The following is a 24,639-nucleotide window of genomic DNA, read 5'->3' as shown; positions in this document are numbered from 1 at the left end:
CATGCGGCGTGACGTGCTCGTCGGGGCGTCCCGGATAGGCTGGTGTCGAGGTCTCGCCGCCGGGACCTGCTCCGCGAGCGGGTTTCCGTGGTGGGTTCTGAGGCCCGGCGGCGGTGTTGCCGCACCGCCGCCGGGCCGTGCTCAGCTCTCGGTGGCACCCCTTTCCGCGAGTTCGGCGATCTCGGGCGGGACGCGTCCGGTGTCGTGGAACGCGCGCCACAGCGCCAGGCCCTCCAGCGTGCCGCCGGTGACCTCGCCGAGGAAGGCCCGCACCCAGTCCGCCTCCGCCTCCAGGATGGCCAGGGCGTACTCGGCCTCCAGCAGGAAGACGCGGGGCACCTCGGTCGCCGCGGCGAGCGCGGCCCGGTCGCCCGCGATCCGCTCCTCCAGCGCGTCGAGGCGGCGGCGCAGCAGTTCGGCGGTCTCGTCCGGGCCGAGCGCGCCGAGCACCGACAGCCCGGCCTCGAGCCGCCGGTGCTCGGTCTCGGGGACCTCGATCAGCTCCCGCACCCAGTCGGCCAGCTCGTCCCGCCCGGCGTCGGTGATCCGGTAGACGGTGCGTTCGGGGCGGGCGCCGTCGCGGACGCTGCCCTCCACCGCCAGGAAGCCGTGCTTCTCCAGGTTCTGGACGACCGTGTAGAGCGAGCCCCACTTGATGTCCATGTCGTGGTCCTTGCCGCGCGCCTTCATCAGCGAGGCCATCTCGTAGGGGTGCATCGGCCTGGCGGAGACCGTCGACAGCACGGCGAGGCCCAGGAGGTTGCTCACCTTCCGCCGCTTCGCCATGCCGGGCTCCCCGTCCTCGATTACTCGCAGACGAGTATAGGCAGAAGCGACATATCGCGTCTAGACCTCTCGGTATCAGAGAAACCGGCCCGCGCCACGGGCCCCTGGCACCGCGTCCGGGCGGGTAGGAGACGGGCGTGGAGTTCTCAACGGCGGCCGACGAGCTGTACGGGGTCGTGCCGGAGGAGTTCGTGGCGACCCGGAGCCGATTGGCGCGGGAGGCCAAGGCGGACGGCGACGCCGCGCTCGCCAAGCGGATCGGCGGGCTGCGCCGGCCGACACTGTCGGCGTGGGCGGTCAACCTGCTGGCGCGCTCGGCGTCCGACGATCTCGGCCGGCTGCTGGAGGTCGGCGCGCGGATGCGCGAGGCGTGGGGCTCGGGCAGCGGGCTCGGCGATCTGGAGCAGCAGCGGGCGCGCCTGGTGGCGGCGCTGCTGCGCCGCGCGGGCGACCTCGCGGGCGAGCAGGGGCGTCCGCTGCGCGACCAGGCCGTCCGGGAGGTCGAGGACACGCTGCAGGCGGCCACGGTGGACGAGGGCATCGCGGCCGAGGTGCGCGCAGGGCGGCTGCCGCAGCCGCGCAGCCACACCGGTTTCGTCCCGGCGGGCTTCGCTCTCGCCCCCGAGCCCGGCCCGAAGCGGGAAGCGAAGCCGAAGACCGAGAAGAAGGCGGCTCCGGCACCGAAGAAGGCCGAGCGGCCGAAGGTCACGCGGACGAGCGCCGCGCGCGCCAAGCGGGCGGAGACCCTCGCCAGGCGGGCCGACGAGGCGGAGCGCGCTCTGGCGGACAGGGCCGAGCGCGCCGACGCGGCGAAGCAGGCGGCGGACGAGGCGTCCGCCGAGGTGGGGCGGTTGCGGCACGAGCTGGAGCGGGCCACCGCGGAGCGGGACTCGGCGGCGCGGAAGGCGGAGCGGGCCGAGCAGGCGCGGGCCCGCGCGGAGGAGGCGGCGCGGGAGGCGCGGAAGGCGGCGAAGGATGCGCGGCGCGCGGCCGAGCGGGACGCCGCGCACGGCTGACCGGCGGGCGCGCGGCACCCCCGCCGGCACGGCCGGTTTCGGGGATGAAGTAAGTTCCACTAATAGAACGCGATTCGAGAATCGGGGGGCGCGCGGTGACGGCACCGGTGGTGGAACAGACGGCGGAATGGTACGAGCCGGGAGCTCATCCGGTGGCGCCCGGGGTGCACCGGATCCCGCTGGCGCTGCCGATCCCGTCGCTGCACGCCGTCAACGTGTACGTCATCGAGGACTCCGCCGGCCCGGTCCTCGTCGACTCCGGCTGGGCGATGCCGGACAGCCGGACGGCCGTGGAGAGCGCGCTGCGCACGCTCGGCCACGGCCTCGACGACGTGGCGCAGTTCCTCGTCACGCACGCGCACCGGGACCACTACTCGCAGGCGCTCGCGCTGCGCGGCTCGTTCGGCACGCGCGTGCGGATCGGGCGCGGCGAGCGGCCCTCGATCGAGGCATCCGGCGCCCGCCGCGGCGTGCACGCGCGCCAGATCGAGATGCTCCGCTGCTGCGGCGCCGCCGAGCTGGCCGCGAAGATCGCCGGGATCCCGCATGACCCGGCCGACGAGGAGTCGCCGCTGACCGCGCCGGACGCGTGGCTGGACGACGGGGAGCAGGTCGCGCTGACGAGCCGTGGGCTCGACGTGTTCGCCACGCCCGGCCACACCCGCGGGCACGTGGTGCTGCGGGACGCGGCGGCGGGGCTGCTGTTCGCCGGCGACCACGTACTGCCGCACATCAGCCCGTCGATCGGGCTGGAGGCCGAGCCGGAGCGCCGGCCGCTGCGCAGCTACCTGGACTCGCTGCGGCTCGTCCGCGACATGCCCGACACGCTGCTGCTGCCCGCGCACGGTCCGGTGACGCCGAGCACGCACGCCCGGATCGACGAGTTGCTGGAGCACCACGCGGCCCGGCTCGACGCCGCCGCCGGAAAGGTCCGTGCGGGCCACGGGACGGCTTTCGAGGTCGCCGCGGCGATGACCTGGACGCGGCGGCGCCGCAAGCTCGCCGACCTGGACTCCTTCAGCCAGATGCTGGCCGTGCTGGAGATCGAGGCGCACCTGGACGTACTGGCCGACCAGGGCGTCCTTGACGCCCACGAGGAGGGCGGCGTCCGCCGCTACGCGCCGCGCGCCTGAAAGACCGCGGGGTCGCGGCCCAGGTGGGCCAGGAGCCGGTCGGCAGGGGCGGCGGTGCCGGAGACCGGGACGGCGGGGGCGAACAGCCCGCCGCGCGTGGCGTCGGTGACCAGCGCCGATGCCGGCACGAGCAGCCGGCCCGCAAGGGCGGGCGGGATCGGCCGCGGGTTGCCGGTGGCGCAGCCGATGTCCCAGCCGTGCACGGCGAGCTCGATGGCGCCGGTCACGGCCACCATGCACGCACTCATCGCGCATCCGCCGACGGTGACCGGCCGGTCTTCGGCGGCCGTCCAGGCGCCGAGGAGCCGGACGGCGCCGGACCGGAACCCCGCCACCAGCGCCACGGCCGGGTCGTCCCCCGGCGGGCCGCCGGGCGGCTCCGGCGCCGGGTCCAGCCGGACCGAGCCGGTGTCGACGGCCTCCAGCAGGGCGTCCAGGGAATCGGCGGTGTGCCGCAGCAGCATCGCGAGGTCCCAGCCGCGGCACGGCGTCGGCCGGCCCAGCATCGCGGGCGTGACGTCGCCGAGCCCGCCGAGCGCGTAGCCGACGGACCGTTCGAGCAGCGCCACCGTCTCCATCGTGCTCATCCCCGCCCTCGCCTTCCGGGGACCGTCCCCACCTGAACTGACCCCGGTCCCGCCGGAAAGTCACCGGCCGGGCGCCGGCGAGTTCGGCGCGGCCGCCCGTCCCGGGCCGCGGGCCCCGATCCGCCGCAGGTTAGGATGATCTTCCGAATTCCCCGGCGGAAGGAGCGGCATGACGCTCGCCCCCGATTCCACCGAAGCCCCCGATTCCGCCGACGCTCCCGGCGCCGCCGAGTCGACCGGCGTCGTCGAGGTCACCTCGCCCGAGGAGCTGCGCGAGCTGCTCGGCGCCCCGATGCGGCGGGCCATCGACAAGGAGCGCGTCACGCTGCACGCGTGGGACCGGGAGTGGCTGGCGCGGTCGCCGTTCTGCCTGATCGCCACCAGCGACGCGCAGGGCAACTGCGACGTCTCCCCCAAGGGCGACCCGCCCGGGTTCGTGCGCGTGCTCGACGACACCACGATCGCCATCCCGGACCGGCCCGGCAACCGCCGCGCGGACGGCTTCATGAACGTCCTGAGCAACCCGCACGTCGGGCTGATCTTCCTGGTCCCGCGGCGGGCCGAGACGCTGCGGATCAACGGCCGGGCCCGGCTGGTCCGCGAGGCGCCCTTCTTCGACGACATGATCGTGAAGGGGCACCGGCCGTCGCTGGCGCTGGTCGTGGACATCGAGCAGATCTTCTTCCACTGCGCGAAGGCGCTGATGCGCTCGAAGCTGTGGAAGCCCGCGGAGTGGGCGGAGGACACGCTCCCCTCGCACGCCCGGATCGTGAAGGACGTCCAGTACACCGAGAAGAGCCTCGAGGAACTGGAGCGCCACTACGGCCCCGCCTACGAGAAGACGCTCTACGGAAGCTGACGCCCCGTCCGCTGCGGCACGCGGCGGGCGCCGGCATGGAACGGCCCCCGTGCCCGATCGCACGGGGGCCCGCTCGCCGGACGGTCCCGTCAGCCGCTCTTGCGGCGGAACTGGCGCTGGTGGTCGGCGCGCTCGTGCACGCCCCGCACCTTCGAGCCGTTCCGGCCCGTCCCCCCGGCGTTCTTGGCCTCCGTGCCGCGCTTGCGCTCCAGGGCCTCCCGGAACCTGCGCTTCACCTCGTCCTCGTCGCCGTCGCTTTCTGCTGCCGAGTCGGCCATACGGACCTCCAGCTCTGTAAGGGGCACCCCTAGCCTCACATACCCCGGGCCCGGACGGCGATCCGCACCCGCCGGAAAGATCAACTTGGGAGTTTTCCCCATCAACCGGCCAGGCTGGGAGGAACTCTCTATGGTTTGTGATCGTGGAGCCCCAGATCCCGCAGGCCGAGCCCGCACCCGCCCATCCGCCCCTGGAGTCGCTCGCCGTCCTGCCGCTGCTCAACCGCGACTACGAGGCGCGTCCAGCCGTCTTCTACGACAAGCTCCGCGCGGAGTACGGGCCCGTCGCGCCGGTGGACGTGCTCGGGGTTCCGGTGTGGCTGGTCATCGGCTACCCGCAGACGCTCGACATCCTGCGCGACACCCGCGGCATCTGGAGCCGGCGGGTGGAGACGTGGCGCGCCTACCGGGAGGGGACGGTCCCGGCGGACTGGCCGATGCTGCCGGTGGTCGAGTCCGACAACTGCGGCTTCCGCGACGGCGCCGAGTCCACCCGGCTGCGCAGCGCCTGGAGCGAGGGCCTGCGCCCGTTCCAGGACCGCACCCGCCCCGAGGCCAAGGCGCTGGAGGAGGCGGTACGGCGGTACGCCGACGAGCTGATCGACGTGCTGGCCGAGAACGGCGGTCGCACCGGCTACGCGGACCTGGCGGCGCAGTACGCGCGGCCGCTGCCGCTGATGGTCGTCGGGCGGCTGCTCGGCACCGGCGACGGGGACGCGGGCGGCGACGACGGGCTGATCGTCGACCTGTGGCGGGTGCTGGACGCGGGGCCGGACGCCCAGGAGGCGTCCACCCGGCTGCTGGCCCGGATGGCGGAGGTCTGCGCGGCCCGCACCGTCGCGCCCGGCCGGGACCTGCCGTCGGCCATGCTGGCGGCGGTCCCCGACCTGACCGCCGAGGAGCTGACCGGCGAGATGGCGATGATGACCGGGCTGGTCGGGGACGTCACCGGCACGCTGATCTGCAACACGATCACCGAGGTGCTGATCGGCGAGACCGGCGCCCGCGCCAGCCTGTCCGCGGGGCTGATCCAGGAGGCGATCAACCGGGCCTCCACCGCCAACCCGCCGATGGCGAACCTGGCGTTCCGCTGGCCCCGCTCCGACGTGCGCGTCGGCCGGTTCCAGATCGCGGCCGGCGACCCGGTCATGGTGTCGCCCGCCGCCGCGCACCTGGACCCGGCGTTCACCGGGACCAGCGCGCCCGACGCGATCTACAGCTCCCGCGCCCACCTGGCGTGGAGCGCGGGCCCGCACGCCTGCCTCGGCCGCGACCTGGCGACCACCGTCACGACGATCGCGGTGGAGCGGCTGTTCGAGCGGTTCGCCGGGCTGCGGCTGGCGCTGCCGCCGGACCAGCTGGCCTGGCGCTCGTCCCCGCTGATCCGCGGCCTGCGCGCGCTGCCGGTCCACTACGAGCTGGCGGGCGAGCCCCGCCGCCCGGCCGCCCCGCCGCCCGGGACGGGCGAGACCGCGCCCGACGCGGACCGGGCAGCGCCGGAGCCGGCCTCGCTCGTGCGGCGCATTCTGCGGGCCGTGCGCCTGTCGCAGGGCTGACCCGGCGCCGCGTCCCCGGGTCAGGCGAGGGCGGCCGTCTCCTCGCGGATCCGCCGCCACGCCGCGTCGACGTGCGCGTCGGTCGTGCCGGCGGCGCCGATCGCCACGCGCAGCAGCACCCGGCCGCCGGCCTTGGTGTGGGTGAGGTAGAGGTCGCCGGACGCGTTGAGCCGCTCCATCAGCCGCATCGTCGCCGCGTCGGCCTCGTCGCCGTCCAGCCCGTCCCAGCGCGGGCGGAAGCACACCAGGCTGAGCCGCGGCTCCTCCAGCAGCACGAACGCCGGGTCGGCGGCGATCCGGGACGCGAGCCCCGCCGCGAGCCGCACGCCCGTCCGGACGTGCTCGCGCAGCCCTTCCGCGCCGTACCAGCGGATGACCGACCACAGCTTCAGCGCGCGGAACCGGCGCCCGAGCGAGATCTGCCAGTCGCGGTAGTCGATCACCTCGCCGGACGCGGACGCCCGGTTGCGCAGGTACTCCGGCAGGATCGACAGCGCGCCCACCAGCGGCTCGCGGTCGGCGACCCACATCGCGGTGCAGTCGAAGTTGGTGAGCAGCCATTTGTGCGGGTTGGTGACGTAGGAGTCGGCGTGCTCGGCGACGCCGTCGTTGATGCCGCGCAGTTCGGGGCAGACGGCCGCGACGCCCGCGTACGCCGCGTCCACGTGCAGCCAGACGCCGTGCCGGCGGCAGACCTCGCCGATCGCGGGCACCGGGTCGACCGCCGTGGTCGAGGTGGTGCCGATGGTCGCGCACACCATGACGGGAAGCGCGCCTGCAGCGGCGTCCTCGGTGAGCAGCGAGTCCAGGTGCGCGGGGTCCATGGCCAGGGTCGCGGGGTCGACGTCCACGACGCGGACGTTGGCGGCCCCGATCCCGGCGATCCGCGCGGCCTTCTCCAGCGACGAGTGGGTCTGGGAGCTGACGTAGAGGGTGTGCCGCCGGGTGATGCCGTCGCGTCCGGCGGCGCCGCCGTCCGCGCGGTGCAGGGCGGCGAGGACGGCGGCGAGCGCGGCGCCGGACGCCGAGTCCTGGATGACGCCGCCGCCCGGGCCGCCGGCGCGGAACCGGTCCGGGAGCCCGAGCAGCTCGGCGAACCAGTCGAGCACCCGCGTCTCCAGCTCGGTGCAGGCGGGGCTCGTGGCCCACAGCATGCCCTGGACGCCGAGCCCGGCCGACAGCAGGTCGCCGAGGATCGACGGGCCGCTCGCACCGCTGGGGAAGTAGGCGAAGAAGCCCGGGTGCTGCCAGTGGGTGACGCCGGGCATGACGACGCGGTCCATGTCGGCGAGGACGGCCTCGAACCCCTCGCCCCGCTCCGGCGGGTGCGCGGGCAGGCCCGCCAGCACGTCGCCCGGGCGGACCCGCGACATCACGGGATAGGACTCGATCTTCTCCTGGTAGTCGGCGATCCAGTCGATGACCTGCTTGCCGTACCGGCGGAACTCCTCCGGCGTCATGTGCGCTGCCACTTCGCGTCCTCCCCTGGCTGCGACGGGCGCCGGCCCGAGCGCCGCGCGCCGCCCGGAACCGGGCGACCCGATGATATGGGCCCGAACGAGAGCGCCCGGCGGGCCCTCCTCAGCGGCGAGGCTCGCCGGGGTCGCCGGGCCGGCCGGATCCGCGGCGGACGCCGTGCAGCTCCACCGCCCAGACGTCCGCCATCACCTCGGCGACCGTGAGCCCGAGCGTCAGGTCCGAGCGGCCGTCCTGCGCCGTCCAGAGCGGGAAGTCGACGCGGAAGGCCCGCTCGTCCGCCGATTCCGGGACGGCGGGGGCCGCCTCGATCTCCCGGAACGCCTCGTCCGGCGGGCTGATGAGGTCCCGCCCGTGCCGCTCGATCGCCGCGCCGATCTGCGCCGCGGTGAGGCGGCGCGCGTCGGTGAGCGTCTCCAGCTCCTCGTACTCGCCCCGGACGAGCAGCCCGACCACGACCCGAACGGCGTTCACGCCCTCCTCCGGCAGCATGCGCCACACCGTACCGCGCCGCGCCCCGATGATCGGCCGGCTGTTTAGACGAGCCCGCCCGGGAACGCTTCCCCCTGTCAAGGCGCAGGGAGGACGAACATGCCAGACAAGAGCGACAAGCACGGTCCGAAGGTGGACGACGAGATCGGCCACGAGACGCAGGGCATGGTCCGCGGCGGGCACTCCACCCACGCCGAGGAGTTCAAGGAGACCGAGCCGTACTCCGGTGACGAGCCCTGGGATCCGACCGCGTTGGCCGGCGACCCGCGCGAGGGCTCGCCGCCCGGGATGAGCGCGAGCGACGTGGAGGGCCGCAGCGCCCTCGCCCGGATGCTCAGCGGGGTCCGCTACCCCGCCCGCCCCAACGACCTGGTCGCGCACGCCTCGGGCGCGGGCGCGGACGACAACGCGATCGGCGCGCTGGAGACGCTGCCCGACCGCGACTACGAGAACGTCGCCGACGTCGCCGAGGAACTCGGCTACGGCCGCGAGAACCGCCGCTTCTGACGCCCCGAGCGCCGTTCACTTGCGGCGAGTCGTCGTTATGAGCAACGTCATAACGACGACTCGCCGCAACTCAACGGGGCGGGCGGGTGCGCTCGCGCAGGGCGGGGATCTGGCCGCCGGCGGCGACGAGGGCGCGCTGGCGGGGCGACAGGCGGTGCCGGGCGCGGTACGTCTCGTCCTTGGTGAGGTTGCGGACCTCGACCCCGCTCCCCTTCTCCAGGGCGTCGCGGACGCCCTCGATCCGCAGCCGGTCGCCCTGCTCGACGCGGTCGTAGTCGGCCTCGTCGGCGAACTCCAGCGGCAGGATCCCGAAGTTCACCAGGTTCTGCCAGTGGATGCGGGCGTACCCGCGGGCGAGGACGAGCCGGAGCCCGAGGTGGCGCGGCGCGATCGCGGCGTGCTCGCGCGAGGAGCCCTGCCCGTAGTTGCGGCCGCCGACGACGGCGTGCGGGCCGGCCTCCCGCGCCCGGTCCGGATAGCCCTCGTCGATGCGGACGAAGGTGAAGTCGGCGAGCTTGGCGATGTCGCTGCGGTACGGCAGGGCCCGCGCGCCCGCCATGAGGATCTCGTCGGTGGACACGTCGTCACCGACCTTGATGACGACCGGGACGTCCAGGTCGTCCGGCAGCGGGTCGAGTTCGGGGAGCACGCCGATGCTCGGCGCCTTCTCCAGCTCGACACGGCGCGCCTCGGACTCGGGGAGCGGCGCCTCCAGCATCCCCCGGTTCACGCTGGAGCGTTCCGGCAGCCGGACCACCGGCGGGTCCATGTCCAGGTCGCGCGGGTCGGTGATCCTCCCGGTGAGCGCGGCGGCCGCGGCGGTCTCCGGCGAGCACAGCCACACCCGGTCGTCGGCCGTGCCGGACCGGCCGGGGAAGTTGCGCGGGAACGTCCGCAGGCTGTTGCGGCCGATCGCGGGCGCCTGCCCCATGCCGATGCAGCCCAGGCAGCCGGCCTGGTGGATCCGCCCACCGGCCTGGATGAGGTCGGTGGCGGCGCCCATCTTCGTCAGGTCGACGAGGATCTGCCGCGAGGTCGGGTTCACGTCCAACGAGACGTGCGGATGCACCTGGCGGCCCTTGACGATCGCGGCGACGGACGCGAAGTCGCGCAGCCCCGGGTTCGCCGACGACCCGACGACGACCTGGTGCACCTCCTCCCCCGCCACCTCCCGGACCGGCACCACATCGCCCGGTGACGACGGCCGGGCGATCAACGGCTCCAGAGCCGACAGGTCGATCTCGTCGGTGACGTCGTAAGAGGCGTCCGGATCGGCGACGATCTCGGTGAAGTCGTCCTCACGATCCTCGCCGCGCAGGAACTCCAGGACGCGCTCGTCGGACGGGAACACCGTCGTCGTCGCACCGAGCTCGGCGCCCATGTTCGCGATGACGTGCCGGTCCATCGCGGTCAGCGACGCCAGGCCGGGGCCGTGGTACTCGATGATCCGGTTGACGCCGCCGCGGACGCCGTGCCGCCGCAGCATCTCCAGGATGACGTCCTTGGCGCTGAGCCAGGGCGGCAGGTCCCCGGTGAGCCGGACTCCCCAGATCTGCGGCATCGTCACGTGGATCGGCTCGCCGGCCATCGCCATCGCGACCTCGAGCCCGCCGACGCCCATCGCGAGCATGCCCAGCGATCCGGCCGCGCAGGTGTGGGAGTCGGAGCCGACCATCGTGGCGCCGGGCACGCCGAACCGCTGCATGTGCGTGGGATGGGAGACGCCGTTGCCCGGCTTGGAGTACCAGAGGCCGTAGCGGCGGCTCGCCGACCGCAGGAAGATGTGGTCGGCCATGTTGCGCTCGTCGGCCTGCAGCAGGTTGTGGTCGACGTACTGCACCGACAAGTCCGTGCGCACGCGGTCCAGGTCGAGCGCCTCCAGCTCCAGCATCACCATCGTGCCGGTGGCGTCCTGGGTGAGGGTCTGGTCGATCCGGATCCCGATCTCGGTGCCGGGCTCCATCTCGCCGCTCACCAGGTGCGAGCCGATCAGCTTGCGGGCGACGTTACGGCCCCCCGTGCCGTCTGCCATGGCGGTCCCTCCGGTCGTGCGATGTCAGGGTGATGGCCGGGTTAGACGGGCCGGGCCGGCCGCGTCCGCCCGCCCCGGTCGTGCGCCGGGCGGTCGGCGGGCCGCCCGCACCACTGCGCGAGCGCCTCCCGGATCGCCGCCGCCCGCCGGTCCGGCGCGGTCTCGTCGCACGCCCACGCGATGTAGCCGTCCGGGCGGACCAGCGCCGTCGTGCGGGTGGCGCCGCCCGCGAGCACGCAGTGCACCCGCCCGGCCCACCGCTTGGTTGCCAGGTAGGTGACCGCCGGGTCGTTCGCGGCCACGACCAGCACGAACAGGCCGTCGCCGAGCAGCCGGTACAGGCGCCCGGGAGCGCCCGCGACGGGGACGTCCGGGGCGCGCATGCCGGTGAGGCGGTGCGCGCCGCGCGGCGCCGGATACGCGATGTCGATGCCCGACACCGCGCCCGCCAGCCGCCGCGCGACCGGCCGGACGTGCGTGGCCGCCCACGCCGCGGCGCTGCGGGCGCGCCGCAGCCACGGCGGCTCCACCATCGCGAACCTCAGCAGCGCGCCGCTGCCGCGCAGCACCTGCCGTCCGACCGGGTACCGCTCCTCGTGGTAGCTGTCCAGCAGCCAGGACGGCGCCCAGCCGTGCAGCTCGGCGGCGAGCTTCCAGCCGAGGTTCGCCGCGTCCTGGATCCCGGTGTTCATGCCCTGGCCGCCCGCCGGGGAGTGCACGTGGGCGGCGTCGCCGGCGAGGAACACCCGTCCCGCCCGGTAGCGCGGCACCTGCCGCTCGTCGCTGTGGAACCGGGACGTCCAGCGCGGGTCGCGCATCCCGTGGTCGGAGCCGAGCGCGCGGCGCGCGACGTCGCGCAGCTCGCCGAAGTCGACCGGTTCGGAGTCGGGGGGCTGGTGCCGGCGGTTCCAGGCGATCACCCGGTACCAGCCGTCGCCGAACGGGGCGAGGAACGCGAACGCGTCCCCCGTCGCGCCGGCGGTGAGGACCTCGGCGGGCGCCTCGTCGAGCCGCACGTCGGCCAGCATCACCGAGCGCACCACGGCCCGGCCCGGGAAGGGCAGGCCGAGCGCCTTGCGGACGGTGCTGCGGACGCCGTCGGTGCCGACCACATAGGACGCGCGGCGCGTCGCGGTGGAGCCGTCGGCCATGCGGACGTCGACGTCCACGCCCTCGGCGTCCTGCCGCAGGCCGGTCACCTCGGCACCGTGGACGATCTCCGCGCCCGCCTCCAGGGCCCGCCGCCGCAGCACCCGTTCCGTCTCGTACTGCGGCGTGACCAGCACGTACGGGAAGCGGCCCGGGAGGCGGGACAGGTCGAGCGCGGTCGCGCCCAGCAGCCGCAGCCCGCCGGCCCGCTCGCCCGTGGCGACCAGTTCGTCGGCGACGCCGCGGGCGTCCAGCAGCTCCAGCGTCCGCGCGTGCACGGCGAACGCCCGGGTGAGGTTGTCGGTCTCCTCCTCGCGCCGCTCCAGCACGGTGCAGCCGACGCCGGCGGCGGCCAGGTCGCCCGCGAGCAGCAGCCCGGTCGGACCGGCCCCCACGATCAGCACGTTTCCCGTCGGCCTGGCCGGCATGCGGCTCCCCTCTCCGTCCGTGCGCGGGTGCGGCCCTCCATCCCTTCCCACGAACGGCGGGTCCTCACGCGCCGCGAGCGGCCTCGGCCGGTCAGGCCCGGCCGTCGGCGCGCAGGATCGAGACGGCCTTCACCGTCTGATAGCCGCGCCACTCCAGCTCGGCGGCGGGCGAGTAGTTGGCGAAGTCGACCCTCCAGCCGCCGTCGTCCTCCTGCTGCGCCTCCAGCCGGTCCAGCTCGGCGGCGACGACGTCCGGAGCGAACAGGGCCCGGACGGGCGTGTCGGGGTAGGGCGCGAAGTCGAGGGGCCGCATCATCTCGTCCTCGAGGCCGCCCGCGACGCGGACGAGCCCATCCGGCGGGATCCGCTCGCCCAGCAGCGCGATGATCTCGGCGGCGTCGGGCTCGGTGCCGTGGACGGCGTCCAGCAGCCACAGCGTGAACGCCAGTTCCAGCGCGTGCAGGTCGGTCTTCGCGCGGGCGGCGTCCAGGCAGAAGCGGGTAGCGCGGGCGAGCCACGGATGCGCGGCGACCGCCGGGTCGTGGCCGGCGGTGCGCTGCGCCATCGCGGCGACCACGGCGGTGATCTGCAACGACGAGACGTCCGGGTCGGCGCCCGCCCAGAACGGCGCGCAGCCGGCCGGGTCGGGGACGCGCAGCCCGAACGGGATGCCGCCGTCCGGCAGCGACACCGACTGCAGCCAGTCGCACAGCGCCACCGCTTCCGGGGCGGTGGCGGGCGCGATTTCGGCGAACACCTCGAAGGCGTGCAGGGCGGGGCCCGGCTGGCTCGTCCTCGACCTCAGGTCGGGTTCCAGGCCGTGGCCGTAGCCGCCGTCGGGGTTGCGGTAGGCGTTCAGCGCGGACAGCGCCGCGTCCCGGTCGCCCTCGCCGGTGAGCAGTTCGAAACGGCGCCGGTCGAGGAGCCGGGCGTGGGTCGCCATGAAGTCGGAGGCCTTGTTCAGATCCATGCCTCCAGCGTGGCCGCCGCCCGCTCGCTCGTCTTGCAACTTTCGGCCATCGCCGGGTCCAAGCTCGGCGCGGAAAAGAAAATGCGACCCGCCGCGGCACGGCCTTTACCAGGCCGAGGACGGCTCCGGCGTCGGCTGACGCGCGCGGCTAACCCGCCCGCAGGGCCAGGCCCAGCGCGCGGAACTGCTCGACGGGCCGGTGGTAGCCGCGCTCGATGTGGTGGACGCCCCGCAGCGTGGACGGTCCTTCGGCGACCGCCGCGGCCAGCACCGCCGAGAACCCGGCGCGGATGTCGGGCATGGTCACGTCGCCGCCGCGCAGCTTGCTGACCCCGCGCACCACGGCCGAGTGCAGCGCCGCCGTGTCGTGGTACCGGCAGGCGGGACCGCCCAGGCAGGTGTCGTAGACCTCGATCTCGGCGCCCATGCTCTGCAGCACGGGAACGTAGGCGAGCCGGTTCTCGTAGACGGTCTCGTGCAGCACCGACATGCCGTCCGCCTGCGTGAACAGCACCATCAGCGGGGTCTGCCAGTCCGTGGCGAACCCCGGGTGCGTGTCGGTCTGCACCGCCGCCGGGCGCAGCCCGTCCGGCGCCGACGCCATGATCCAGTCGTCGGTGATCTCGAACCGGGCGCCCATCCGGGCCAGCGTGGTGATCGCGGTGACGAGGCGGTCCTGCGGGCAGCCGTGCACCCGCACCTCGCCGCCGGTGACCAGGCCCGCCACCAGGTAGGAGAACGCCTCGATCCGGTCGCCCTCCAGCCGCGTCACCGCCCCGCTCAGCCGCTCGACGCCCTCGACCACGATCCTGCGGTCGGGCGCGAACGAGATCCGCGCGCCCATCCGCTGCAGGAACAGCGCCAGCTCGATGATCTCCGGCTCGGTGGCCGCGTTGCGGATGACCGTCTTGCCCTGCGCCCGGACCGCCGCGAGCAGCACCGTCTCGGTGGCGCCGACGCTCGGGTAGGGCAGGTCGATGCGCGTCCCGACGAGCCTGGAGGCGCGCGCGTGGATGCCGTCCGCGGCGATCGTGACCTCGGCGCCGAACGCGCGCAGCGCGTCCACGTGGAAGTCGACGGGCCGCCGCCCGATCGGGTCGCCGCCGACCAGCGGGACGAACGCCTCGCCGGTCAGGTGCAGCAGCGGGCCGAGCATCAGGATCGGGATCCGGTTCAGCCCGGTGAAGGCCTTGCCGACGCTCGGGTCGGCCACCGGCCCCGGCACCACGGCGATCTCCCCGCCGGCCCGCTCCACCGTCATCCCGACGTGCTCGAGCATCCCCGCGGTGATCCCGACCTCGCCGACGTCGGGCGCGTTGCGGATCGTGCTGGCCTCCGCGCCGAGCATCGCCGCGACCATGTGCTTGCTGACCGCGTTCTTCGCCCCGCGCACGGTGACGTCGCCGCGCAGCGGCCCGGACGGCTCGATCTCCCAAAGCTTCTCGGTCACCCGTGAAAGCCTACGGCCGATCCGGACCGGTCAGGCGCGATCCGCCAGAAGGTTCGCCGCGAACCCGAGGAACGCGACTCCCGCCACCTGCTCCAGGCGGCGCCGCACCTCGGGCCGCCGGAGCCGCTCGGCCAGCTTGGCGGCGGCGCCGGACACGACCCAGTACCAGACGGCCAGCTCCGCGAGGTCGATGGCCGTGAGCAGCATCGTCGTGCCGAACACCGGCGCCCCGTGCGGTACGAACTGCGGGATCAGGCTCATGTAGAAGACGCCGGCCTTGGGGTTCAGCAGGTTAGTCCCGACCCCGGCCCGGAACGCCCCGAATGTCGTCACCGCCGCGACGGGTTCGGGGGCCTCTTTCGGAGCGGCCTCCTTGCGGCGGGCCTTCCACAGCGCCGTCGCGCCCAGCCACACCAGGTAGGCGGCCCCGCAGACGCGCAGCACGTCGTAGGCGAGGTGGGACGCTGTCAGCAGCGCGGTCAGCCCGACGGCGGTGGCGAGGCCCCACGCGCAGCAGCCGGCGAGGATGCCGGACGCAGCCGCGAGGCCGCCGGCTCGCCCCTGCGCGACGGACGTGCGCAGGACGAGCAGGGTGTCCAGGCCGGGCACCACGTTGATGATCAACGCGGCGCCGGCGAACGCGAGCGCGGCGGTCAGCATGATCGGATCCTATGCTCCGCCCGGCGCATGATGGAGGGCGTGCTCCGCGGCGCCGAGAACGTGCTCGCGCCCCCACGCCCCCAGCGGCGCCAGGGCCGTGTTGAGCGAGACGCCCAGGACGGTCAGCGAGTACTCGACGTGCGGCGGGACCTCGTCGTACTCTTCGCGGTGCACGATCCCGTCCGCCTCCAACTCCCGGAGGTGCGAGGCGAGCACCTTCTCGGTGATGCCCGGCAGGTTCCTGCGCAGCTCGCCGAAGCGGCAGGGCCCCTCGTTGAGCGCCCAGAGGATCAGCACCTTCCATTTGCCGCCGATCACGTCCATCGCCGCGTCGATCCCGCAGACGTACGCACCCGGCCGGCGCCCGGTCGCCATGGCCACACCCCCACCTGGTCGCTTACCCGGAGGTGAGCACGCACTTGGAAGTGCGTACTTGATCATCTTCGGGTCCGCCGACCAGCCTAATCGGCATGAACGACGACACTTCCAGCAAGACTTCACTCACCCTTCTTGGACTCGGCGACATGGGCACCGCGCTCGCCAGGGCGTGGCTCGCCGCCGGACATCCCGTGACCGTCTGGAACCGCACGCCAGGCCGCGCCGAACCCCTCGCCGCCGAGGGGGCCGAGATCGCCGCCACGGCCGCCGCCGCGGTGGCGGCGAACGTTCTGGTGGTCACCTGCCTGCTGGACGACGCGTCCGTCCGGACGGTTCTCGCGGACGCCGACCTGGCGGGCAAGGACCTGGTCGACCTCACCACCGGCACCCCCGGCCAGGCCCGCGCACGCGCCGCGTGGGCCGAGGAGCGGGGCGCGCGGTTCCTGGACGGCGGGATCATGGCGGTCCCTCCGATGATCGGTGTGGAGGGATCGGGCGGCTACGTCCTCTACAGCGGGTCGCGTCCGCTGTTCGAGGAGCACCGCGCCACGCTCACCGTGCCCGCCGGTGCCACCTTCGTGGGCGCGGATCCCGGCTTCGCCGCCCTGCACGATGTGGCCCTCCTGAGCGCCATGACGGGGATGATGGCGGGGATCGCCCATGCCTTCGCGCTCGTCCGCAACGAGGACGTCCCGTTGAAGGACTTCGCACCGATGCTCACCGGCTGGCTCACCGCTATGGCCGGGTCCGCGCACGGAGTCGCCGAGCACCTGGAGAGCGGCGACTACACGCAGGGCGTGACGTCCAACCTCGCCATGATGGTCCGGGGCAACGCGACGCTTCTGCGGACGGCCGAGGAGCAGCGGGTCAGCTCGGAACTGCTCACACCGTTCATGGACCTCATGCGACGCCGTCTCGACGACGGGCACGCCGACGAGGGGACCACGGGCGTCGTCGACCTCCTCGCCCGCTAATCCCGCGGCCATACCGAAACCGAACACGATTCGGTATGGTGGCGGGATGGCGGACGTCTTCGAGGACCTGGCGGCGGAGTACCGGCAACTGGACGCCGTCCTGGCGGCGCTGACCCCCGAGCAGTGGTCCGCGCCGTCGGACGCGGCGGGCTGGACGGTCGCCGACGTGGTCCTGCATCTCACGCAGAGCGAAGAGGTGGTCACCAGTCCGTCCATCACCGAGGGCGCCGCGTTCCTGCCGGCCACCGCGACCACCGTCGACGGCGCCATGGCGGAACGGGTCGCCGCCGAACGCGGAGCGCCGCCCGCCGAGCTGCTCGCACGCTGGCGCAAGGCCGCGTTCGCCACACCGGACGCGCTGCGCGCCCACCCGCCGGGCACCCGCCTCAGCTGGGTGCGGACGCCGCTGTCCCCGCGGACGCTGGCCACCACGCGGCTCGCCGAGCACTGGGCGCACGCGCAGGACATCACCGTCCCGCTGGGCATCGCCTATCCAGACACGGCGCGGCTGCGCCACATTGCGTGGCTCGCCCACCGCACGCTCCCCTACGCCTTCTCGGTCGCCGGCCGCCCGGACGCGCCCGTCTTCTGCGACCTCACCGCACCGGACGGAACGCAGTGGACGTTCGGCGACCCGACCGCCCCCAACCAGATCACCGGCTCGGCGGCGGAGTTCTGCAGGGTCGGCGCCCGCCGCCTCACACCCGACCAGACCGGCCTGCGCGCCGAAGGGCCGGACGCCGCAGAGGCACTCCGCCTCGTCCGCAACTACGCCGCCTGACCCGTCCGCGCCCTCAGTGGGCCGACGGCATGAACAGGGCGCTGACGTTGGCGATGACGCGGCCGTTCGCCGTGAATACCGCCGTGCCCGCGGCGAGCCGCCGCCCGACCCGGGTCGGGGTGATGGCGATGTCGACCCAGCCGCCCTCGCGGGCGGTGCCGAGCAGGTCGCAGGAGAGGTTGACGGTGATCAGCGGCGTCGGCGGATCGGTGCTGCGGGCGAGGGCGTGCCCGATCGCCACGTCACCGATTGCGGCGATCACTCCGCCGTGCAGCAGGCCGCGCGCGTTGGTCTTGGGGCCGTCGACGGCGAACCCGGCGCGCAGGGGGTCGTCGGTGTGCCGGGCGAAGCCGCCGATCGCGGTGAGCAGCGGGCTCGGACGGTCGTAGGGCACGAAGCCCGCGGGTGCGGTGGTCATCTCGCCTCCTGAGGGGAACGGGCCGCCGCATCGGCAAGGCCGCGCAGCGCCGCGGTGACCGTCAGTCGGAATCGCCGCTCCGCCGCCTCGGGGGTACTGCCCAGCAGGCCGGACGTCTCCAGGGAGAGCAGGCCCTGCACCGTGGCGAACAGGCCGATGGCGGAGTCCTTGGCGGTGCCCTGGGCGCGGTCCGGACCGAGGACGGCGGCGACCCGGCCGACGACGATCGCGTAGACCTCCTCGGCGGCGCGGGCGTCCGCCGGCTCGGGGCGGAACTCGGCGAACGGCCGGGAGAACATCACCTCGTGCAGGTGCGGCTCGCGTCGGGCGAACGACCGCACGGCGAGCGCCAGCTCCAGGACGCCGGTCTCGGGGTCGCCGGCAGGCGCCAGGGCGCGTAGGTCGGCGGCCAGCCGGGCGAAGCCGTCGGTGAACAGCGCGCGGACGAGCCCGGCCTTCCCGCCGAACAGCTCATTCACGGCCGCCAGCGAAGCGTCCGCGCCGGACGCGACCGCGCGGGTCGTCACCGCGCCGGTGCCGCCGGCGGCCAGCAGCCGCGCCGCGACCGCCAGCAGCTCGCCGCGCAGCGCGTCCGTCCGCGTCTTCCGCCGTCCCATGGCGCCGAGCGTACCCTATTTCGGATCAGCGATCCGAAATGTCAGCCGGCCGTCGGCCACCGGACGGCCGGAACACCGGCGTCGTGGGGCCGCGGGCGGAGCGGGACCAGCGCGATCGTCGACGTCGGGTCGCCGTCCACGGCGCCGCCGACGCGCAGCAGCCCGCGCCGGGTCAGGTACCGCAAGGCCTCCCGGATCTGCTCGGGCGTCGCCAGCAGGCGTCCCGCCAGGCCGGCGCGGGTGTGCCGGCCCGGCGACCACAACGCGACGGAGAGGACGTCCATCGCCAGCGGCCCGTAGCGCTTGTCGCCCCGCCCCTCGCCGACCGCCGGACACACGCGGGACGCGAAGCGCGGCACCTCCGGCGGGCCGGCCACCGGCCAGAACTGCAGGAGCCACCGGTGCCCGTCGGATATGCGTCGCCGAAGCACGCGCACTCGCTGGAGGCCGGGGCGCGCGAGTTTCAGGCCGCCCGCGAAATCGTCACCGATAGCATGCGTCAACCCGATCTCCGCGCGAGATGTCAGAAAGGGTGTCTCCATCGCGTCGGACCATCCGGCCGCGTCATGCGGCGGCGGACCGTCGTGCGCCTCGAGAACCACATGCGCGTGCGGCGCCGCCGTGCCGAGAAGCCATCCGGCGCCGGCGGCCGCGACGTCGCCTTTGGCGCGTCCGCCGAAGGAGTGCTCCGCCAGGAGCGGCACGTTCAGATGGCGCAGTTCTCCGGTACCGCCGACGCCCGCAGGCCAGAATCCGCGGATCACGAGCCTATCGAATTCGGCTCGATAATCGCCGTCTTCATATCTCGCGAGTAGGGTCATGCCCCGGAAGGTAACAGCGGGGTCTGACAGAACGGGGTGATGGGTGCCGGGCTCGTCCGATTGCGTTCAGTGCGGCGGAACGGTCGCGCCCGACGGCCACTGCTGGGATTGCGGAAAAGCACAGCCCGCATTCCGCACCCGCGTGGAGATCGCGTCGGACGGCGCGGCGGCGGTCAGCGACCGCGGCCTCCGGCGCGGCGTCAACGCCGACGCGGTGGCGCTGGCCTCCGCGGGCGCGTGGACCGTCGGCGTCGTCTGCGACGGCGTCTCCATGTCGGCGCGGCCCGAGCGCGCGGCGCAGGTGGCGTCCGAGGTGGGAGCGGCGTCGACCGCCGCCCGGCTGCGGGCCGGCGTCCTGCCGGAGACCGCACTCACGGACGCCGCGGTACGCGCGGCCCGTGCCGTCACCGCGCTGGCCGGATCGATCCATGACGCTCCCGCCTGCACCTATGTCGCCGGCATCGCCGGACCGGACGGCGTCCGTGCCTACTGGGTCGGCAATAGTCCGACGCGCTTCGCGGAGTACTGCGCACGCCCGGCGGTGACCTTCTCGACGAAGTGAAGGCACTCGTCCAATGCGCCCTGGACGCCGGTGGCCACGACAACGTAAGCGCGCTGCTCATCCGCGTGAAAGCGGTCAGCCCGTCGTGACGGCCTTGTCGAGCAGGGCGGCTGCGGCCTGGTGGATCTTCGCCAGCGCGGTCATCAGATGCTCGCGTTCGGCGGCGGTGAGGTCGGCCAGGACGGCCTCCTCCAGCGCGCGGCGTTCCGCCTCGACCGGCTCGCGGAGCGCGCGGCCCTGATCGGTCAGCCAGAGCCGGACGAGCCGGTTGTCGCGCTCGTCGCGGCGGCGGGTCAGCAGCCCGGCGGCGGCCATCCGGGTGGCCATCTTGACGACCGTGGGCGTGGTGACGTTCAACTCCGCGGCGACCTCACCGGGGGTGCGGCCGTCGCGTTCCCAGAGCGCGGCCAGCAGGTGGTTCTGCCCCAGATGCAGGCCATGCCGGCGCATGCCCTCGTCGGCGGCCGCGCGCAGCACCTTGGACGTGCGCCCGTGCAGGTCGAGGAACTCGGGCATGCGGCCTCCCGCGACGATCGATTGACGGCTAATCATTTACCGGCTAACGTTCCCCGCGTTCATTAGACGGCAAACGACTTTGGAGTCGCCATGCTACTGGTCACCGGGGCCACCGGGAACATCGGCCGCGACCTCGTCCGCGACCTGGACGCCAAGGGCGCGGACGTGCGGATCCTCGTCCGCGATCCGGCCCGCGCCGCCGGGCTGCCGGACCGCGCCGAACGCGCCGTCGCCGACCTGGACGAGCCCGCGACCCTGCCGCCCGCCTTCGCCGGCGCCGAGCGGCTGTTCCTCCTCACGCCCGGCATCGGCGCGTCCCAGGCCGCGAACGCCGTCGCGGCCGCCCGCGCCGCCGGGGTCCGCCACATCGTGCTCCTGTCGTCGACGAACGTGCTCGGCGATCCGATGCCCGCCATGGGCCGCTGGCACCACGAGCGCGACGAGATCGTCCGCGCGTCCGGCATTCCCTCGACGATCCTGCGGCCCGGCGGCTTCATGCTGAACGCGCTGGAGTGGCTGCCGACCATCCGGGAGGGCGGATACGTCCTGGATCCCATCGGTCCCGGCCGGTTCGCGCCGATCGACACCGCCGACATCGCCGCCGTGGCCGCCGCCGTCCTGACCGAGGACGGCCACGACGGCGAGACGTACGCCCTCACCGGCGACGAGCTGTTCACCGTCGCGGAACAGGTCGCCGTCCTGGCCCGCGCCATCGGGCAGGACTTGCAGGTCCGCGAGGTGCGGACACCGGAGGAGGCCGTCCGCGCCCGCTTCCCCGGCGGCGCTCCCCCGGCGCTCGCCGACGCGCTCGTCGAGGGCTTCTCACTGATGCGCGCCGACACCGCGGGGTTCCGCACCGATACGGTGAAACGGCTGACAGGACGCGCCCCGCGAACGTTCGCCGACTGGTGCGCCCGCAACGCCGCCACGTTCCGGCGACCGCCCGGCGTCTGACCCGGCGCCGCCCGCCACGGGCACGGGACGCCAACGGGATGGGAGGTGCCCGGTGGACGAGACGCCGCCCACGTCCGTGCTGCGCGGGAACGGCCTGGTGCTCCGCGAATGGACCGACGACGACCTGGACACGCTGGTCGCACTGCTGGACGACCCGCTGGTCGCGCGCCGCACGCCGCTCGCCTCGCCGTTCGACCGCCCGGCCGCGCACCGGTACCTGGAGCAGGCGCGCGAGGCGATCGGCAGGGGCGAGCGCGTGCAGCTGGCGATCACCACCGACGGCTTCGAGGCCAAGGGCGAGATACGCCTCAACCTGTCCCTCGGCACCATCAGCTACGTCATCGGCGCGAAACACCGGGGGCAGCGGCTCGCCTCGCGCGCGCTCCAGCTGATGACCGGCTACGCGCACACGCAGGCCGGTCTCCCCCGCACCCTCCTGGAGATCGAGCCCGACAACGAGCCGAGCATCGCGGTGGCCCGGGCCGCCGGGTACCGGCCGACCGACGCCCCGGTCACCGTCATCCAGGGCGAGCGGCGGACCTTCACCCTCTTCACCTGGGCGCACACGGCACCCTGACGGCGACCGGTCAGCAGGTGCCCGACGCCGGCTTGCCCGCGAACCGGCGGCGGGGAGGGTCGCGGCCCACTCTGCGGACCACCGGACGAGCGGGCGCAGCGCGCGGTGGGCGCCGCGGCCCAGTTCGGTGAGGGCGTAGGCGGTGTCCGGATACTGCTCGACCAAGGCGGCGTCGAGCAGCTCGGTCAGCCGTTGCCGCAGCACGCTGGAGGACATGTTGTCGCAGCGCTCCTGCAACGCACGGAACCCGACCGGGCCGTGTCACAGTTCCCAGACGATCCGCAGGACCACCTACGGCCGAACAGGTCGAGGATGGCCATCAGTGGTCGGCCGGTACCCGACCCTCAGACCGCCCGGCCCGGCCTGGGTGCCGCCATCCGTCATGCCGTCCCACCTTGCCGCTTCGATATCCGACACACTATCGTGTGGCCATCGATTCGCTTTCCGAAGCGCTCTGGGGGGCTTCGGAAGGCGATCACTACCGGGTTGTGCGACCGACCAGGTATCGAGGGGGCTGTGCCGGCATGGCGACGGCCCGAGATCCCCGGGAGGTTGTGGTCGCTCGCCGCTGAACGGAGGTTGTCATGCACAAGCTGGTGGTCCTGTATCCCGAGCCCGCCGACCCCGACCACTTCCGCGACTACTACGTGAGCAACCACCTCCCGCTGGCCACGCGCATGCCCGGCCTGCTCGCGTGGCGCTACAGCTTCGAGGTGGCAGCGACGCAGGGACAGACGCCGTACTTCGCGGTCTTCGAGGCCGAGTTCGCTGACGCTGCGGCAATGACCGCGGCGAGGGAGTCTCCGCAAGGCCGGCAGGCGGCTGCCGATGTCGCCAACTACGCCACCGGTGGTGCGGTCATCATCCACTATCCGGTGCAGAACGGCCCCTGCTGAGCCTGCCCCTGAGGCACCGCCGTATCCGCTGTGGGCCATGTTCGCCAGCTCGATGAACTGCTGCACCGTCCGGTACCGCTCGACCAACTCGGCCCGCCGCCGTGGCAGCGGGCCGCGGTTCCCGCCAAACGTACTAGCGGAAACAGTTGTGGCCATGGCGAATGATCACCGCGGACCGACATAGCCGACGAGGGTGCCGCTGAGCCGCGCGTCGGTGATGCCGACGACGCCAATCAGTGCCGGACGCGTTCACGCCTGACGCGCTGTGCAGCAGCGGCGACAGTTAGGTCTGGATCGTAATGTTGCCGAGCGCCATGATGGGCACCGCCGTAAACGTGCACGGCCGGCGGGGTTCGAAGGGGCGCCGACGTCCGTGGGACGCCCGGCAGCGTGGCTCGCAGGAGCAGTGGGTTGGTCGGCTATGAACGTCACGCGACATTTCGCTGCCGCGTCGGTCCAGGTGCCGAGCGATACGCCGGCGACAACGGCGTCCGTCGGCCCGGCGTAACGGCGGCGAGGTGGCGACCCCGCCAGTCCGCGAGGGAGCGGTGGCTACCCTCAGGATCTTCAGCTTGAGCACAGGGCGGATACGACAGGACAGACGGCTGCTTGGCGAGGTGACAGCGCAGAAGGGCAGCGTGCTGCAAGTCAGCACGATGGCCCGGCTGTCTCTGTGCTGGTCTACGCGTGCCATCCACTTCACCGTGGTCAGCCGACTGCTGCCAGCGGGAGCGTGATCCATATCCCGCGGCAGGCGCGCGTCCTTCCAAAGAGGTCCGGAAGCGCTCGTACTGAGCAGCAGCTCCGTCCACCTCGGTGCGAGCCCCCGGCGGTGGACGTTTCCGATCATCGGTTGGACGGTGGCCGCGCCGGTGCAAAAGTGTGGGTCGGCACCGGCGCGACCATGAGTCCGACCATCGTCGAACGGACCAATTCTGTCTCATCACACGTTGCACAAGCGTTGCGGCCGGACGTTCCGCCCGCCCGTCCGACTGGCACGTCCTCGGCCGCCGGACTGCTCCGGGCTCGCATACGCCCTGCTCAGGACGGTCAGAGCGACGGCCGGACCACGATTCGTCTACGACGGCAACGGTGTGGAAGGCTGCGACAATGATCACTCCGGACGATCAGTGGAGGCAGCGGGTCGCCGACCTCTGGGCCACCTTCGACGACCACGAGCCACGAGCTTTCCTCACGAAGATCGAAGACCTGGCCGGCGAGCTTCCCGCCGGGAACGCCATCGCGGAGTACGAGGTCGCTTCCGCTCATGACTCCATCGGCCACGAGGACGAGGCCGCCGTCCATTACCGACGTGCTTTCTCGGCCGGGCTTCCCGAATCACATCGGCGCCGCGCCACCATCCAGTTCGCCAGCACGCTCCGCAACCTCGGTCAGGCGGAAGAGAGCGTCAGGTTGCTGACCGCCGAGCGTGACGCCGGCTCCGACGAACTGGACGACGCCCTCACGGCCTTCCTGGCCTTGGCGCTCACCGACCTCGGACGTGACCGCGAGGCGGCCGCCCTGGCGCTCGGCGCGCTCTCCCGCCACCTGCCGCGCTACAACCGCTCGCTGGCCAACTACGCGAAAGCACTCATGAACCCTTGAGCGAAAGACCCCGCAAATGCGGAAGGCCCCGCCGAAAACGGCGGGGCCTTCCATAATATGAGTCCGGCGGTGTCCTACTCTCCCACACAGTCTCCCATGCAGTACCATCGGCGCTGAAGGGCTTAACTTCCGGGTTCGGAATGGGACCGGGTGTTTCCCCT

The 24,639-nt window shown here is 73.4% G+C and carries 28 protein-coding genes and 1 rRNA gene; 13 read left to right on the top strand and 16 right to left on the bottom strand.

What is annotated here, in order from left to right:
* Nucleotides 1-141: 141 nt before the first annotated feature.
* Nucleotides 142-786 carry a PadR family transcriptional regulator gene (locus tag QP089_RS48200; protein ID WP_285921346.1) on the bottom strand — a complete coding sequence of 215 codons (645 nt, stop codon included), beginning with the start codon at nt 784-786 and terminating at the stop codon, nt 142-144.
* A 137-nt stretch (nt 787-923) separates the two neighbouring features.
* Between QP089_RS48200 and QP089_RS48195 the strand changes: the two genes are divergently transcribed.
* Complete coding sequence (locus tag QP089_RS48195) at nt 924-1,802, top strand: hypothetical protein (protein WP_285921345.1); 879 nt, start codon at nt 924-926, stop codon at nt 1,800-1,802.
* A gap of 152 nt (nt 1,803-1,954) precedes the next feature.
* Nucleotides 1,955-2,935: an MBL fold metallo-hydrolase gene (locus QP089_RS48190; protein ID WP_285921344.1), complete on the top strand. Its 981-nt coding sequence runs from the start codon at nt 1,955-1,957 to the stop codon at nt 2,933-2,935.
* Here the strand turns inward: QP089_RS48190 and QP089_RS48185 are convergent.
* On the bottom strand, nt 2,917-3,522 hold the full coding sequence (locus QP089_RS48185; protein ID WP_285921343.1) for a TIGR03086 family metal-binding protein: 606 nt from the start codon (nt 3,520-3,522) through the stop codon (nt 2,917-2,919). The two genes, QP089_RS48190 and QP089_RS48185, sit on opposite strands and share 19 nt — an antisense overlap.
* Nucleotides 3,523-3,691: 169 nt before the next feature.
* Here QP089_RS48185 and QP089_RS48180 point away from each other — a divergent pair, with 169 nt between their 5' ends.
* Entirely contained in the window at nt 3,692-4,381 is a 690-nt protein-coding gene (locus tag QP089_RS48180) for a pyridoxamine 5'-phosphate oxidase family protein (protein WP_285921342.1), read from the top strand.
* 89 nt (nt 4,382-4,470) lie between these two features.
* Here the strand turns inward: QP089_RS48180 and QP089_RS48175 are convergent, their stop codons facing one another.
* The gene (locus tag QP089_RS48175; protein ID WP_285921341.1) at nt 4,471-4,659 is read right to left on the bottom strand and encodes a DUF5302 domain-containing protein; all 189 of its coding nucleotides are present in this window, start codon (nt 4,657-4,659) and stop codon (nt 4,471-4,473) included.
* 143 nt (nt 4,660-4,802) lie between these two features.
* Here QP089_RS48175 and QP089_RS48170 point away from each other — a divergent pair, with 143 nt between their 5' ends.
* Nucleotides 4,803-6,215 carry a cytochrome P450 family protein gene (locus QP089_RS48170; protein ID WP_285921340.1) on the top strand — a complete coding sequence of 471 codons (1,413 nt, stop codon included), beginning with the start codon at nt 4,803-4,805 and terminating at the stop codon, nt 6,213-6,215.
* A gap of 20 nt (nt 6,216-6,235) precedes the next feature.
* Here the strand turns inward: QP089_RS48170 and QP089_RS48165 are convergent, their stop codons facing one another.
* Nucleotides 6,236-7,687 carry an aminotransferase class V-fold PLP-dependent enzyme gene (locus QP089_RS48165; protein WP_285921339.1) on the bottom strand — a complete coding sequence of 484 codons (1,452 nt, stop codon included), beginning with the start codon at nt 7,685-7,687 and terminating at the stop codon, nt 6,236-6,238.
* A gap of 109 nt (nt 7,688-7,796) precedes the next feature.
* Nucleotides 7,797-8,183, bottom strand: a complete 387-nt coding sequence (locus QP089_RS48160) for a DUF7668 domain-containing protein (protein WP_285921338.1) — start codon at nt 8,181-8,183, stop codon at nt 7,797-7,799.
* 99 nt (nt 8,184-8,282) lie between these two features.
* On the opposite strand from QP089_RS48160, the gene QP089_RS48155 reads away from it, so the two are divergent.
* Entirely contained in the window at nt 8,283-8,690 is a 408-nt protein-coding gene (locus tag QP089_RS48155) for a DUF2795 domain-containing protein (RefSeq protein ID WP_285921336.1), read from the top strand.
* Nucleotides 8,691-8,760: 70 nt separating this feature from the next.
* Here QP089_RS48155 and QP089_RS48150 read toward each other — a convergent pair whose 3' ends face one another.
* The 6 genes from QP089_RS48150 to QP089_RS48125 all read right to left on the bottom strand — a co-directional run bounded on the left by QP089_RS48150 (nt 8,761) and on the right by QP089_RS48125 (nt 15,754).
* Nucleotides 8,761-10,722, bottom strand: a complete 1,962-nt coding sequence (locus QP089_RS48150; protein WP_285921335.1) for an aconitate hydratase — start codon at nt 10,720-10,722, stop codon at nt 8,761-8,763.
* 41 nt (nt 10,723-10,763) lie between these two features.
* Nucleotides 10,764-12,299, bottom strand: coding sequence for an FAD-dependent monooxygenase (locus QP089_RS48145; protein WP_285921334.1), 1,536 nt, complete (start codon nt 12,297-12,299; stop codon nt 10,764-10,766).
* Nucleotides 12,300-12,390: 91 nt separating this feature from the next.
* Nucleotides 12,391-13,269, bottom strand: coding sequence for a hypothetical protein (locus tag QP089_RS48140; protein WP_285921333.1), 879 nt, complete (start codon nt 13,267-13,269; stop codon nt 12,391-12,393).
* Between the two features lie 148 nt (nt 13,270-13,417).
* Nucleotides 13,418-14,719, bottom strand: coding sequence for a UDP-N-acetylglucosamine 1-carboxyvinyltransferase (gene murA / locus QP089_RS48135; RefSeq protein ID WP_285921332.1), 1,302 nt, complete (start codon nt 14,717-14,719; stop codon nt 13,418-13,420).
* A 30-nt stretch (nt 14,720-14,749) separates the two neighbouring features.
* Entirely contained in the window at nt 14,750-15,379 is a 630-nt protein-coding gene (locus tag QP089_RS48130) for a LysE family translocator (protein ID WP_285921331.1), read from the bottom strand.
* A gap of 9 nt (nt 15,380-15,388) precedes the next feature.
* Nucleotides 15,389-15,754, bottom strand: a complete 366-nt coding sequence (locus QP089_RS48125; protein WP_285921330.1) for a winged helix-turn-helix transcriptional regulator — start codon at nt 15,752-15,754, stop codon at nt 15,389-15,391.
* A 95-nt stretch (nt 15,755-15,849) separates the two neighbouring features.
* Between QP089_RS48125 and QP089_RS48120 the strand changes: the two genes are divergently transcribed.
* Nucleotides 15,850-16,731 carry an NAD(P)-dependent oxidoreductase gene (locus QP089_RS48120; protein WP_285921329.1) on the top strand — a complete coding sequence of 294 codons (882 nt, stop codon included), beginning with the start codon at nt 15,850-15,852 and terminating at the stop codon, nt 16,729-16,731.
* Between the two features lie 46 nt (nt 16,732-16,777).
* Nucleotides 16,778-17,512 carry a maleylpyruvate isomerase family mycothiol-dependent enzyme gene (locus QP089_RS48115; RefSeq protein ID WP_285921328.1) on the top strand — a complete coding sequence of 245 codons (735 nt, stop codon included), beginning with the start codon at nt 16,778-16,780 and terminating at the stop codon, nt 17,510-17,512.
* Nucleotides 17,513-17,525: 13 nt separating this feature from the next.
* Here the strand turns inward: QP089_RS48115 and QP089_RS48110 are convergent, their stop codons facing one another.
* The 3 genes from QP089_RS48110 to QP089_RS48100 are packed head-to-tail and all read right to left on the bottom strand — an operon-like array spanning nt 17,526 to nt 18,924.
* The gene (locus tag QP089_RS48110) at nt 17,526-17,930 is read right to left on the bottom strand and encodes a PaaI family thioesterase (RefSeq protein WP_285921327.1); all 405 of its coding nucleotides are present in this window, start codon (nt 17,928-17,930) and stop codon (nt 17,526-17,528) included.
* The gene (locus QP089_RS48105) at nt 17,927-18,547 is read right to left on the bottom strand and encodes a TetR-like C-terminal domain-containing protein (protein ID WP_285921326.1); all 621 of its coding nucleotides are present in this window, start codon (nt 18,545-18,547) and stop codon (nt 17,927-17,929) included. The genes QP089_RS48110 and QP089_RS48105 overlap by 4 nt, the downstream gene beginning before the upstream one ends.
* 41 nt (nt 18,548-18,588) lie before the next feature.
* Complete coding sequence (locus tag QP089_RS48100; RefSeq protein ID WP_285921325.1) at nt 18,589-18,924, bottom strand: hypothetical protein; 336 nt, start codon at nt 18,922-18,924, stop codon at nt 18,589-18,591.
* Nucleotides 18,925-18,948: 24 nt separating this feature from the next.
* Here QP089_RS48100 and QP089_RS48095 point away from each other — a divergent pair, with 24 nt between their 5' ends.
* Nucleotides 18,949-19,362: a hypothetical protein gene (locus tag QP089_RS48095; protein WP_285921324.1), complete on the top strand. Its 414-nt coding sequence runs from the start codon at nt 18,949-18,951 to the stop codon at nt 19,360-19,362.
* Nucleotides 19,363-19,510: 148 nt separating this feature from the next.
* Entirely contained in the window at nt 19,511-19,930 is a 420-nt protein-coding gene (locus QP089_RS48090; RefSeq protein ID WP_285921323.1) for a protein phosphatase 2C domain-containing protein, read from the top strand.
* A gap of 75 nt (nt 19,931-20,005) precedes the next feature.
* Here the strand turns inward: QP089_RS48090 and QP089_RS48085 are convergent, their stop codons facing one another.
* Complete coding sequence (locus QP089_RS48085; RefSeq protein WP_285921322.1) at nt 20,006-20,446, bottom strand: MarR family winged helix-turn-helix transcriptional regulator; 441 nt, start codon at nt 20,444-20,446, stop codon at nt 20,006-20,008.
* A 90-nt stretch (nt 20,447-20,536) separates the two neighbouring features.
* Between QP089_RS48085 and QP089_RS48080 the strand changes: the two genes are divergently transcribed.
* From QP089_RS48080 to QP089_RS48065, 4 genes are all read left to right on the top strand, one after another.
* Entirely contained in the window at nt 20,537-21,400 is an 864-nt protein-coding gene (locus tag QP089_RS48080) for an NAD(P)H-binding protein (protein WP_285921321.1), read from the top strand.
* A 52-nt stretch (nt 21,401-21,452) separates the two neighbouring features.
* The gene (locus QP089_RS48075) at nt 21,453-21,977 is read left to right on the top strand and encodes a GNAT family N-acetyltransferase (protein WP_285921320.1); all 525 of its coding nucleotides are present in this window, start codon (nt 21,453-21,455) and stop codon (nt 21,975-21,977) included.
* A 584-nt stretch (nt 21,978-22,561) separates the two neighbouring features.
* A complete protein-coding gene (locus QP089_RS48070; protein WP_285921319.1) occupies nt 22,562-22,873 on the top strand; it encodes an EthD family reductase in 312 nt (103 codons plus the stop codon).
* A gap of 1,110 nt (nt 22,874-23,983) precedes the next feature.
* Nucleotides 23,984-24,478 carry a tetratricopeptide repeat protein gene (locus QP089_RS48065; RefSeq protein WP_285921318.1) on the top strand — a complete coding sequence of 165 codons (495 nt, stop codon included), beginning with the start codon at nt 23,984-23,986 and terminating at the stop codon, nt 24,476-24,478.
* Nucleotides 24,479-24,539: 61 nt separating this feature from the next.
* Here the strand turns inward: QP089_RS48065 and rrf are convergent.
* A 5S ribosomal RNA gene (rrf, locus tag QP089_RS48060) occupies nt 24,540-24,639 on the bottom strand; the annotation flags it as partial.

Source organism: Actinomadura opuntiae (assembly GCF_030283205.1).
GTDB lineage: Bacteria > Actinomycetota > Actinomycetes > Streptosporangiales > Streptosporangiaceae > Spirillospora.
Note: the sequence above shows the minus strand (reverse complement) of the source record. Positions and strands in the feature narration are given on the sequence as shown.